The following is a 12805-nucleotide window of genomic DNA, read 5'->3' on the forward strand; positions in this document are numbered from 1 at the left end:
GGTAAGCGTTAGCGGCAATTAACAATGATTTAGCAGGTTTTATACCAACTCTACAAAATCTTTATTTACAGTGACTTAAACTTAATCGTCATTAAAAAAAGTGGTTCATTAAACCAAAAAGAACTAAAATATCATACAATGTGGTTAACTTTACCACTGTGATTGTCACGGTTAACTCAAACAAAAAAGAAAAATAGCCCTATGCCAACATCTCCAACGATACCGCAAACGTTAACTATCATTGTGGGTTCAACCAACCCGGTTAAAATAAGTGCAGCACAACACGCCATTGGACAATATTTCCCTGATGTTCAAATCCATTGTCGCGGCATGCATGCGCCATCATTAGTAGCAGAGCAACCCATGAGCGAAGCAGAAACTAAACTGGGGGCCATTAACCGCGCCAAGTTTTGCCAAGCCAATGCAAAAACGGCAAATCAACAGGCTGACTTTTATGTGGCGATGGAAGGCGGTGTAGATCCTTTTGAGCACGGCCCCGCCACTTTTGCTTATATGGCCATTATCCATAACGACACATTATCTGTCGGTCGCAGCGCCAACTTACCGCTACCGCAAACCATTTTTAACGCTTTACAAGCAGGTGAAGAACTGGGCAAAGTGATGGACAGAGTCTTTAACACCAACAACATTAAACAAAAAGGTGGCGCGATTGGTTTGCTCACCCAAGGTTTAGCCAGCCGTGAAAGCATTTATACCCAAGCATTAGTGCTGGCAATGGCTCCTTTTATCAATGCGGAATTATTTAATGACTAGACCAATCACAATGCCATTCACCTTAGACAACGGGGCAATAATCCGCCCACTACAAGCTCAAGACAATGCTGCATTGGCGGCGATGATCCGTGAAGTGTCAGCAGAATATGGCTTAACCGCAGATAGAGGGTTTAGCGTTGCCGATAAGACGCTTGACTGTTTAAGTGAGGTATATCAAGCGCAAGGCTCACAATACTGGGTAATAGAATACCAAGGCAAAGTCGTTGGCGGCGCAGGTGTTGCCCCATTACCAGCAAATGATGGTGTGTGTGAATTACAGAAAATGTATTTTGCTAACACAATACGTGGCCAAGGTTTGGCGAAAAGATTATCGGCACTATGTGTTGAGTATGCCAAACAGCAAGGCTACCAGTCGATGTACCTCGAAACCACCGCAATATTAGTTGAAGCACTGGCCTTATATGAAAAATTAGGTTTCGTTCGATGCCAGCATTTAGGTGAAACAGGTCACGACGCCTGTGAAATCGCCATGACAAAAACACTGTAATAACGCTAAATAGGCATTAAACAAACGTATTTGCACGTTTTTTGCTCACTCTTTCTTTGTACTGTCTTATAGCGCTTTGCAAGGATGCAAAAGCTTGCTAGCCTCAGATCAAGCACATTCCATAGGAGGATGATAATGGAATACCAACGTATCGCGCATTCTAGCCTTGAGGTCAGTAAAATTTGCCTCGGCACCATGACTTGGGGTGAACAAAATTCCCAAGCCGAAGCTTTTGCTCAACTCGATTATGCTATTGGTCAAGGCGTTAACTTTATTGATACCGCTGAAATGTACCCTGTGCCACCCAAAGCTGAAACTCAGGGCGACACCGAACGAATTTTAGGTAACTACCTCAAAGCCCAAGGCAACCGCGATAATTTAGTTATTGCGACTAAAATCGCCGCGCCTGGTGGTAAAGGTGATTACATACGCAGCGATATGGCGCTCGATTGGCGTAATATCCATCAAGCCGTTGACGACTCATTATCACGCTTACAAATCGACACTATCGATTTGTATCAAGTGCATTGGCCCGATAGAAACACCAACTTTTTCGGCGAAATGATGTATGAGCATGACGACGAAGAACATTACACCCCTATTTTAGACACCCTTGAAGCCTTAGCCGAAATTATTAAACAAGGTAAAGTGCGCTATATCGGTATTTCTAATGAAACCCCTTGGGGATTTATGAAATACCTAAAATTAGCCGAACAGCACGATTTACCGCGCATTATTAGCGTGCAAAATCCGTACAACTTGCTTAATCGCAGCTACGAAATCGCCATGTCTGAAATCAGCTATCGTGAAGATGTGCCGTTATTAGCTTATTCGCCGTTAGCCTTTGGCGCGTTAACCGGTAAATATGAAAATAATCAGTGGCCAGAAGGCGCACGCTTAACCGTATTTAAACGCTTTGCCCGCTATAACAGTACGCCAATGGCCCTTGAAGCAACTCAGGCTTATATCGATTTAGCCCGTGAGTTTAGTTTATCTCCGACCGAAATGGCCTTGGCGTTTGTTAATAGCCGCAAATTCGTCGCCTCTAACATTATTGGCGCCACTGATTTACATCAGCTAAAACAAAATATCGACAGCCACAAAGTCAGTTTATCTGCCGAGCTGATGCTAAGAATTAATCAATTGTCGGCGCTATATCGTTTTCCTTGTCCCTAGGCAAATGACATAACCGCTTAACAAATGCGCTAATTGCCACAAACCCTTGCAATGGGCATCAAGATCAATGAAGATCTTGATGCCTTTTCTTTTCAGTATAGAAACCCTTATTTTATGAAGCCTGCATCGTCAACACCGTCTGCCGTTTTATTTGATCATCAAGCGATACGCGATCAATTTCCAACGCTAAAACAGACCATTGGCGATTATCCTTTGTGCTACTTAGACACCGCAGCGACCAGCCAAAAGCCACAAGCTGTGATTGACGCAATGACCGAGTACTACCAACTCAATAATGCCAATGTGCACCGAGCGGCCCATCAACTGTCTGCCCGGGCGACTCAGCAATATGAAGCGGTTCGTCAACAAGTGGCTGAATTTATAAATGCCCAACGTCAAGACGAGATTATTTTTACCCATGGCACCACTGAATCGATCAATATGGTGGCCTATGGACTCACCTCGCAACTCAAACCCAATGATGTCATCCTAGTTGATACCGCGGCTCACCACGCCAATATTGTGCCTTGGCAAGAACTGGCAAAACGTACTGGCGCGGTGATAACCCCCATCCCACTGACAGCAGACGCGCAACTGGATATGGCGGCTTTTGATCGATTATTAACGCTTAAGCCTAAAGTGGTTGCCATATGTCATGTTTCAAATGCATTAGGGACAGTCAATTGCGTCGAAGAACTGGTTGCAAAAGCCAAAGCAGTTGGAGCGTTAACCTTAGTGGACGGTGCCCAGGCCATAGCCCATTTATCCGTTGATGTGCAAAAAATTGATTGTGACTTTTATGTGTTTTCGGGCCATAAAATGTACGGGCCAACAGGCGTGGGAATTTTATATGGTCGATATCAACAATTAGACCAACTAACGCCAATGCTCACTGGCGGCGAGATGATCAAAACCGTCAGTTTTGCGTATACTGAATATGGGGCATTACCTAATCGCCTTGAAGCTGGCACCCCCGCTATCGCAGAAGTCATTGGCCTCGGGGCTGCTATCCGTTTTTTACAACAATTGCCCCGCGAGCAATTATGGGTCCACGAACAACAATTGATCCAGTATTTACAACAGCAGTTGCAACAGCTTGGCGATATTGAATTGTATGGCATTGCCAACGACAAAAACGCGACCAATATTGCTGCGGTGGCCTTTAATATTAAAGGTGAACACCACCAAGATGTGGGAATTTTACTGGATCAACAAGCGATTGCTGTACGCTGTGGTCATCACTGTGCCATGCCATTAATGGCTAGCCTTAATTTAGGCGGGTGTTGCCGTGCATCGATTGGCATCTATACTAATAAGCAGGATGTTGATCAATTTATTCATGCACTTAATGCCGTAAAAGAGTTATTGTTATAGTTCCAAGGCACAACACGATGATCCAAATGCATTTTTTATCTACCGCTGAGGTTAATTGAATTACCATGTTAAACCCAAGCGCCACACCTTCACCGCTGTTATTTTTGCCTTTATCGGATGAGTTAATTGAAGCGGTTAACCTCATTGAACAAGCCTATAGCTGGCAAGATAAGTATCGCCAAATTATGTTACTCGGTAAGTTAATACCGCCATTTGCTGCAGAATTTAAGCACGCGGATGCACAAGTAAAAGGCTGCGAAAGCCAAGCATGGCTCTATCATCACCGCTTAAATGGGCAACATTTTTATCTAGCCGATAGTGATGCTCGTATTGTAAAAGGCTTAATTGGATTATTACTGGCCAACTGCCAAGGTAAAACCACTGAGCAAATACACCAATTTGATGTGAAACAGTATTTTGACCGCCTTGGATTAAGTGGCCAATTAAGTCCATCTCGTACCAATGGTTTAACTGCGTTAGCGCAAGCCATCGTTGCCTATACACATGATGTTAGTACCTGAAACACTGTCCAACACTAAGGAATAATAATGACTCAAAAAGTCTGTAACCAAGCTCGCCGTCATATCTTAAAAGGCCTTGGAGCAGCCACATTATTAAGCCCTTTAAGCTCGCTTCCAGCATGGGCAGTTGAATCACGTCGTTTGTACATCGATGGTTTATCGTTTTTACCCACCGACATCAATGATGTTAAAGCCTCAAAGCTCGATGCCTTTATTGCCGATATTTCAGCGATTGATAAGATTGAGCAAGCTGATGGCACCATAAATTATAAACGCACTTATCAAGCCTGCATCAATAGCATTAAGCAAGCGGCTAACTCGGTCATTGCCAATCCAGACGTGTATCTGCAAGGGCAAACGGGGGCAGACATTAACAAGGCAAGAGCACAGCAACAAACTGCGGTATTTTTTCAAATTCAAGGCGCCGACTGTGTGGAAGATGACGGAGCAAACAATGAGTGGCCACTGTTAGACAGTTTGCATCAGCAGGGTTTACGCGTGCTGCAGCTAACCCACCATTATGGTAATCGCTATGCGGGTGGCGCATTAGATAATAACGGCTTAAAGAGTTTAAATCCCCCGTTAACCACCGCAGGGCAATCACTAATAGAAGAGTTAAATCGTAAAAATATCCTGATCGATGTGAGTCACTCCAGCGCCCAAACAGCCCTTGACACAGCAAAAGCCAGTCGGTCTCCTATTGTGCAAAGCCATGGTGCTGCGCGCGCTATTGTAAACAATGCCCGTTGCTCACCCGATGAAGTGATCCGCGCTATTGGCGATAGCGGCGGCGTGTTTGGGGTCTTTATGATGAGCTTTTGGCTGACTAACAAGCCGACACCCACAATTGAAGACTACATCAGGCAACTCGGTTATATTGCCAAAGTGGGCGGTGTCAATAGCGTTGCGATAGCCAATGACTTTCCACTTCGTGGTCAAGAAAACCTATTAGCGTTAGATAACAATAACAGCGAAGGCATAAAAGAATACCTTCCATGGTGGCACCGATTAGAAGAACAGAATGTGTTAGGTTTTGACGTTGAGCCCAAGCATGTAGTTATTCCTGAGTTCAACAGCATCGACCGCATGAGCCGTATTGACGACGCCTTGAAAAAAGCTCGTTTCAAATCCACCGATCGCGATCGTTTTATGGGTGAAAACTGGCAGCGAGTGCTCAAGCAGGTGTTAGTGTAATGCACCATATACCCAAACGACCTTCGGTCTGCTAAAGAAAAGATAACAAGCGATAACAAGCGAACGCTGCGCGGCTAAGATTTTATAGCATCTAGCCGCGAAGCGTCCTAGCAGCACAGCGCTCTAGGTTCTAGAAGGAGCGAAGCACCACCCTCTGGCGAGCTTGCGAGTTCCTAGAACCTATCTCTTAACCTGGCTTGGGTATTGATAAAATAATCAGCCCTTTTTATGTGGTCGGCTTAGGGAAGTTTAAATCCCTGCACCAGCGATTTCTCTCGGTGGATTAAGCACTTCAATCGCTTTTAAGTAAGCCAGTAAACCATTCACCTGAGTATCGAGATCACCTTTACTGGTATCTATGGTTAACTCTGCAGATTCTGGCACTTCGTAAGGTGATGAAATGCCAGTAAAGTGACTAATTTCTCCCTTTCGAGCTTTGGCATACAAGCCTTTGGTGTCGCGCGATTCGCACACGCTCAATGGCGTAGACACATGTACTTCAACAAATTGTCCTTGTGGGAATAACGCCCTGACGCGATCACGTTCTTCGCGGGTCGGTGAAATAAACGCCGACAACACCACTAAGCCTGAATCAACCATTAATTTAGCCACTTCACCGACACGACGTAAATTTTCATCGCGATCTTCAAGGCTAAAGCCTAAATCTTTACACAGACCATGACGAACATTATCACCATCAAGTAAATAGGTATGAAAACCGTATTCAAATAACGCCCGCTCTAATGCACCTGCAAGGGTTGATTTACCTGAGCCTGATAGCCCGGTAAACCATAATAATACTGGGTTTTGGCCTTTTTGGGCGCCACGGGCAGCTTGGTCAATGGCATGTTGATGCCAAACAATATTGCTCATCACTACTCCTATCGAGTGGTTATTACACCACACTAAAATTCTTTGTTAAAACGGGAAAAAATACGGGATCGAAAAAATAACCACTAAGGAATACACTATTGATAACGGTAAACCTAAGCGAACAAAGTCGCTTAATTTATAATTACCGGCATTAAATACCATCAGGTTAGTTTGATAGCCGTAAGGCGAAATAAAGCTCGCACTTGCCCCAAATACCACCGCCATAATAAACGGACGTGGATCCGCGCCAAAGCTGGTGGCAACCGCGTAAGCTACCGGAAATGCAAGTGCGGCGGCGGCGTTGTTGGTAATTAACTCGGTAACAATTAAGGTAATCAGATAAATCCCAACAAAGGCGGCAAACACACCATAACCATTGAACAGACTTAACAACGCTTGCGCCATGATGTCTGCTAGGCCGGTTGTGACCATTAAGTTAGCTAACCCTAAGGCACTTCCTACGATAACCACCAGTTCTAACGGAAAGCGACGTTTGAGCTCACTTAAGGTTATCGCGCCAATCGCCACATAGCTGAGTAACAATAAAACTAAGCCTTTGGCTAATGGTAATACATCGAAAATGCTCGCCAAAATGGTTAATGCAAACCCAACAAGCACCCAGCTACCGCGTTTTTCATCTAAACGGACACTTAACTCTAAGCCACTGATAGCCGCAAAGTCGGTGGTTAAATTAGGACATTTAGAAAAACGGTCGCCTGGGGTGAGCAGTAATACGTCACCGGGTTGTAACACCACATCGCCTAGTCCACCTTTTAACGGCAGATGACCTCGACGAATAGCCATCACGGCAGCATCAAAGACTTCACGAAAGCGCGAATCTTTTAAGCTTGTCCCTACTAAACTTGATGATGGCGCTAGCACGGCTTCAACCAGATTTTGACCTTTTGCGTGCTGCTTACCAAACCATTCTAAACCGTCAAACTGATGTAACAGCTCAACCGACTCAACCGCACCGCTAAAACGTAAAACGTCATCGGCTTGCAGCACCATTTGCGGCGGCACTGGACAGATACGGATCCCACTGCGCTCTAACTCAACTAAATACAGTTTTTTAAGTGCCCGCAAACGGTTATCTATCACGCTCTTACCCACTAGGGTAGAGGTTTTGGCCACATGAGCTTCCAATAGATAAGGTAAAGACTCATCTTCGGATTCTTCACGTCTATCGGGTAAAAAGTTAGCCATGATGGTTAACACAACTAAACCACTTATGACCACTAATGCGCCGACTTGTGAAAACTCAAAAAAACCGAGCGGCTCAAGGCCCGCATTTTCAACAAAAGAGTTAACAATTAGACTCGTAGAGGTGCCAATTAGGGTTAATGTGCCGCCCAAAATTGCCGCGTAGTTTAATGGCAATAACAACTTAGAAGGCGCATGTGCTTGATTACGGCGCACCACACCGATTAACGAGGCGACGACCGCAGTATTATTGGTAAACGATGACAATAAGGCTGTCGATATACCTAACTTCGCTAATGTGGAAAATAACGAGCCTTTGCCAATGACTTGGCTTAATTTGCCCAGTAATGAGGTTTTCTCAAGTGCTGTGGCCGCCAGTACTAACAGCACTAAAGTGATCAGTCCGTTATTAGTAAAGCTGCCAAGTGCTACATTTAAGTCAACTAACCCAAGGATATAACAAATTAACGAAGCGAAAAAAAACATGGCGGCCGGTTTTGCAAGCCCAGCAAGAAGCCCACCGACCAGCGCTAACAAGATAATCGCTAACAACCATATTTCGCTCATTAATTATTTTCCAAGTACGCTGATATCGCGCGCATTCCAATGCGGATAATGCTTACGCACTAACGCATTAAACTCGACTTCAAATGCACTAAACTCAGTGTTGGTTTGCTTGTCACCTTGATGACCACTGACGACCATAGCGGCAGCAACAGTGGCATTGGACAAACGATCAATTAAAATCATTCCACCGGTATCACGTACTAAGCTATAGGCATCTAACACAACCGATTCGGTTAAATCTAACTTAACCCGAGCGATGGTATTTAGGCTTAATGTGCTTGCTGCGCTGCGCTCAAGCGTATTGACATCGGTAATGTATTCAATTGCGCTTACCACCGCTTGGGTTTTCTTACCCGCCACTTTCACATCATATAACTGACCGATTTGTAATGGCTTTTCATCCATCCACACTAGGTCCGCTACTATGTGGTTAGCCATTTCTGGCGCGGTCGCCGGGTGAGCCAATAAATCACCACGTGAAATATCAATCTGATCTTCAAGGGTAATGGTGATTGCTTGACCTGCTACGGCTTCGGGTAAATCACCGTCAAAGGTGACAATACGTTCAATTTTACTGCGCTTGCCCGATGGCAATGCGACTAATTCGTCACCCACTTTAATGATGCCTGACGCTAACGTGCCAGAGAAACCACGAAAATCTAAGTTAGGTCGTAATACGTACTGCACCGGAAAACGTACCGGTAGCTCGCTCAGTTCACGCTGTGTATCGATAGTTTCAAGCAGCTCAAGTAATGTGCCACCTTGATACCAATCACATTGAGTACTAGGGTTGACCACGTTGTCACCATTTAAGGCCGACAAGGGCACATAGTGAATATCTAAATCACCAAAGTCTTTCACAAAATCAGTAAAATCAGCTTGGATTTGGTCAAACACCGTTTGATCAAAGCCAACCAAGTCCATCTTATTCACGGCTACGACAAAGTGACGTAAACCTAATAATGAGGCAATAAATGCATGGCGTTTAGTTTGGGTTTGCACCCCATAACGCGCATCAACCAAAATGACTGCTAAGTCACAGTTTGACGCACCCGTTGCCATGTTACGAGTGTATTGTTCATGGCCAGGGGTATCAGCAATAATAAACTTACGTTTTTCACTGGAAAAATAACGATAAGCCACATCGATAGTAATGCCCTGCTCACGCTCAGCTTGTAAACCATCTACCAATAACGCAAGGTCAATGGCTTCGCCAGTGGTGCCCATTTTAGCGCTATCACTTTTTAAGCTTGCGAGCTGATCTTCATAAATTTGCGCGCTGTCATGCAATAAACGCCCAATAAGGGTACTTTTACCATCATCGACACTGCCACAGGTTAAAAAACGCAATAAGCCTTTATTTTGTTGTAATGCCAAATATTCTTTTACGCCGTGCAGCTGGATCTCTGCGGCCATACGGTCGGTATTCTTTGTTGCTTGGTCCATAATCTTTCTCACTCAAATTCGTTCGCATGCTGGGTCGATAAAACAACCATATTCAATTACTTAGAAATAGCCTTGACGCTTTTTCTCCTCCATTGAAGCACTTTGGTCTGAATCAATTAAGCGACCTTGACGTTCACTTGAGCGAGTTAACAGCATCTCTTCAATAATTTTCTCTAAGCTATCGGCTTCTGATGGCATCGCCGCCGTTAGTGGATAACAACCTAAGGTTCTAAAACGAACCCGCTCAACCGATTCAACATCGCCGGATTCGATTGGCATACGATCATCATCTTTTAAGATCAGCTGGCCGCCTTTGTTCACCACGGTGCGAGGGGCTGCAAAATATAACGGTACGATTTCGATATTCTCTTGGTAGATATACTGCCAAATATCAAGCTCAGTCCAGTTAGATAATGGGAACACCCGAATGCTTTCGCCTTTATTTACCGCGCCGTTATAGGTGCGCCATAATTCTGGACGTTGGTTTTTAGGATCCCAGCGGTGGTGCTTATCACGGAACGAATACACCCGCTCTTTGGCACGCGATTTTTCTTCATCCCGACGTGCGCCACCAAAAGCGGCATCAAATCCATATTGATTTAATGCTTGCTTTAGCGCTTGGGTTTTCATGATGTCGGTATGTTTAGCACTACCATGGGTAAATGGACCAACACCTTGTTCAACGCCTTCTTGGTTAGTGTGAGTCAGTAGCTCAAAACCAAATGCTTTAGCTTGCGCATCACGAAAAGCGATCATCTCTTTGAATTTCCACCCCGTATTGACATGCAATAATGGGAATGGAATTTTGCCTGGGTAAAATGCTTTGCGCGCAAGATGCAGCATAACAGATGAGTCTTTACCAATAGAATAAAGCATCACAGGGTTACCAAACTCAGCTGCAACTTCACGGATGATCTGGATGCTCTCTGCTTCCAGTTGTTGTAAATGGCTTAACGAACGGCCTGCCATGATGATTCTCCATTAGCTAATATTGCTGCATCGCAGCGGGTTAAATTAATCGACTACAGCGCTTTAGCGACTGTGTCTAAATCTGTTTTTTGTTGCGCAGTTTTTTGTTGCGCAGTGACGGGATCAAACCAATTCAAGCTCTCCGCTAATTCAACAACTTCACCGATAATCATCAGCGCAGGCATCTGCAAAGCAGGATCTGCGGCTAATTGAGCCAGTTCACCTAACTTACCCATAAACCGCTGTTGTGATGAGGTGGTTGCGTTAGACACGATTGCCACGGGCGTCTCAGCACTACGACCAGCATTGATCAAACCCTCACTGATAATATTGGCGTTTAATATGCCCATATAGACCACTAAGGTATTGTTGGAATTAGCATAACCATGCCAATCCATAGGGCGACTCGCTAACTGGCAGTGACCCGTAATAAAGGTGACACCTTGAGCATAATCACGATGCGTTAGCGGAATACCAGCATAAGCCGAGGTACCGCTGGCGGCGGTAATGCCAGGAACTACTTCAAAAGCAATACCCGCTGCGACTAAGATTTGTAACTCTTCGCCGCCCCTGCCAAAAATAAACGGATCGCCACCTTTTAAGCGCACCACATTTCTACGGGTGAATGCTTTGGTCACCAACAACTGATTAATTTCATCTTGGGCTGCGCTGTGTTTACCTGCGCGCTTACCCACGGCAATTTTTTCAGCATGACTGGGGATTAAATCTAAAATATCTTGGCTGACTAATGCGTCATATAACACTGCATCGGCATTCTTTAGGATGCGATAGGCTTTTAGTGTTAGCAGCTCAACGTCGCCAGGACCTGCGCCGACTAACCACACTTTGCCTTTGGCTTGTTGCCCCGGCATCGATACTAATTCCATCACATTAACCTTAAGATATTTGACCATATACAAATATAGCGTTTTCTATATTCCATATACAATAGTTTATAGTTAGTTTTTATAACTAAATAGCATATAAAGCGGTTTGTTGGTCGTTTACTCCATTTGACAGGCTAATACGGGCTGAATTATGGGCTAGAATGAAAAAATGTTAACTTAATTCGACAAATCTCTGACAATTGATAACAATGACTATCGAAAAATACTGTTTTTAAGAATGATATTAAAATTAAACCAATAATTATGCTTATGGATACTGCAATGATAAAAATCACTCAATATGTTGGACTCTCGCTGTTGTTACTTGGCTATAGTACGATCGCCATTGCAGAAGTTTCATTAGTCGACGAGCGCGTAAAAGGAGAACTCGCCACATCTGAAAAGCCGTTTGTGATCACCCCGCACAAGGCCAATTACCTTCTACCAGTGACTTACCAAACCCGCACTAACTCATTGCCATTTGAAAATAAATATCCGGATGAAGACTTCAACATTGATAACTTAGAAGCAAAGTTTCAAATCAGTTTTAAATTTCCAATTATGTATAACGTTTTTGGTGATAATGGCCATTTGTTCTTTGCCTACACCAATCAATCTTATTGGCAGGTTTATAACGAAGACGCATCGTCTCCGTTTCGTGAAACTAACCACGAACCTGAAGTGTTTATGTTATTTAATAATGATTGGAAAATTGGCGGTTTTACTAACTCATTTTTAGGTATTGGCGCGGTACACCAATCTAATGGCCAGACCAATCAATTGTCACGCAGCTGGAACCGAATTTATGGCAGTGCGGTATTTGACCGTGGTCCATTCGCACTGGGGCTTAGAGTGTGGTGGCGTCTACCAGAAGATGAAAAAGAAAACATTAATGTTGCTAAAGGTGATGATAACCCTGATATCAACCGCTATATGGGCAACTTTGAATTAACCGGAGTTTACGGCTTAAATGAGCATCGTTTTACCATGCTACTGCGTAACAACTTACGCGATACCAATCGCGGCGCTGTTGAATTGACTTGGAGTTATCCGGTTATTGGTACGTTACGTATTTATACTCAGTACTTTAATGGTTATGGTGAAAGCTTAATTGACTATAATCATCATAATCAGCGTGTTGGTATTGGTATTGCGTTAAATGACATTCTATAACATACGCGATTAACGTCGATTAAATCCGCAAGTGATCAACACTAAAGTGGCATGTGTGCTACATAAAAAAAGGTGACCATTGGGTCACCTTTTTTAGTTTCGTTAACCATCTTGTGGTTTACGTCGCTTTAGCGAAACAG

General features: G+C 44.1%; 12 protein-coding genes. 7 read left to right on the plus strand and 5 right to left on the minus strand.

Annotated features, from left to right (window positions below):
- The first annotated feature begins 201 nt into the window (after positions 1-201).
- The 6 genes from yjjX (at position 202) to CXF80_RS10325 (ending at position 5547) form a co-directional block, all read left to right on the plus strand.
- The gene (yjjX, locus tag CXF80_RS10300) at positions 202-774 is read left to right on the plus strand and encodes an inosine/xanthosine triphosphatase (RefSeq protein WP_101032787.1); all 573 of its coding nucleotides are present in this window, start codon (positions 202-204) and stop codon (positions 772-774) included.
- On the plus strand, positions 767-1282 hold the full coding sequence (locus tag CXF80_RS10305; RefSeq protein WP_101032788.1) for a GNAT family N-acetyltransferase: 516 nt from the start codon (positions 767-769) through the stop codon (positions 1280-1282). Before yjjX ends, CXF80_RS10305 begins: the two co-directional genes overlap by 8 nt.
- A 135-nt stretch (positions 1283-1417) precedes the next feature.
- Positions 1418-2458: an NADP(H)-dependent aldo-keto reductase gene (locus tag CXF80_RS10310; RefSeq protein ID WP_101032789.1), complete on the plus strand. Its 1041-nt coding sequence runs from the start codon at positions 1418-1420 to the stop codon at positions 2456-2458.
- Positions 2459-2572: 114 nt separating this feature from the next.
- A complete protein-coding gene (locus CXF80_RS10315) occupies positions 2573-3832 on the plus strand; it encodes an aminotransferase class V-fold PLP-dependent enzyme (RefSeq protein ID WP_101034742.1) in 1260 nt (419 codons plus the stop codon).
- Positions 3833-3897: 65 nt separating this feature from the next.
- Positions 3898-4353, plus strand: coding sequence for a SufE family protein (locus CXF80_RS10320; protein WP_101032790.1), 456 nt, complete (start codon positions 3898-3900; stop codon positions 4351-4353).
- Between the two features lie 27 nt (positions 4354-4380).
- Positions 4381-5547: a membrane dipeptidase gene (locus tag CXF80_RS10325; RefSeq protein ID WP_101032791.1), complete on the plus strand. Its 1167-nt coding sequence runs from the start codon at positions 4381-4383 to the stop codon at positions 5545-5547.
- 249 nt (positions 5548-5796) lie between these two features.
- Here the strand turns inward: CXF80_RS10325 and cysC are convergent, their stop codons facing one another.
- Genes cysC through cobA form a run of 5 tightly spaced genes read right to left on the minus strand, consistent with a single transcriptional unit; the run spans position 5797 to position 11492 of the window.
- Positions 5797-6420, minus strand: coding sequence for an adenylyl-sulfate kinase (gene cysC, locus CXF80_RS10330; RefSeq protein ID WP_101032792.1), 624 nt, complete (start codon positions 6418-6420; stop codon positions 5797-5799).
- A gap of 45 nt (positions 6421-6465) precedes the next feature.
- Positions 6466-8190: an SLC13 family permease gene (locus CXF80_RS10335; RefSeq protein ID WP_101032793.1), complete on the minus strand. Its 1725-nt coding sequence runs from the start codon at positions 8188-8190 to the stop codon at positions 6466-6468.
- A 3-nt stretch (positions 8191-8193) separates the two neighbouring features.
- Positions 8194-9636 carry a sulfate adenylyltransferase subunit CysN gene (gene cysN / locus CXF80_RS10340; RefSeq protein WP_101032794.1) on the minus strand — a complete coding sequence of 481 codons (1443 nt, stop codon included), beginning with the start codon at positions 9634-9636 and terminating at the stop codon, positions 8194-8196.
- Positions 9637-9696: 60 nt separating this feature from the next.
- Complete coding sequence (cysD, locus tag CXF80_RS10345; protein WP_101032795.1) at positions 9697-10605, minus strand: sulfate adenylyltransferase subunit CysD; 909 nt, start codon at positions 10603-10605, stop codon at positions 9697-9699.
- A 53-nt stretch (positions 10606-10658) separates the two neighbouring features.
- Positions 10659-11492 (minus strand): uroporphyrinogen-III C-methyltransferase, encoded by an 834-nt coding sequence (gene cobA, locus CXF80_RS10350; protein ID WP_101032796.1) that lies wholly within the window; start codon positions 11490-11492, stop codon positions 10659-10661.
- 282 nt (positions 11493-11774) lie between these two features.
- Here cobA and CXF80_RS10355 point away from each other — a divergent pair, with 282 nt between their 5' ends.
- Entirely contained in the window at positions 11775-12665 is an 891-nt protein-coding gene (locus tag CXF80_RS10355) for a phospholipase A (RefSeq protein WP_101032797.1), read from the plus strand.
- Positions 12666-12805 lie beyond the last annotated feature (140 nt).

The organism is Shewanella sp. Actino-trap-3 (assembly GCF_002836275.1).
Classification (GTDB): domain Bacteria; phylum Pseudomonadota; class Gammaproteobacteria; order Enterobacterales; family Shewanellaceae; genus Shewanella; species Shewanella psychromarinicola.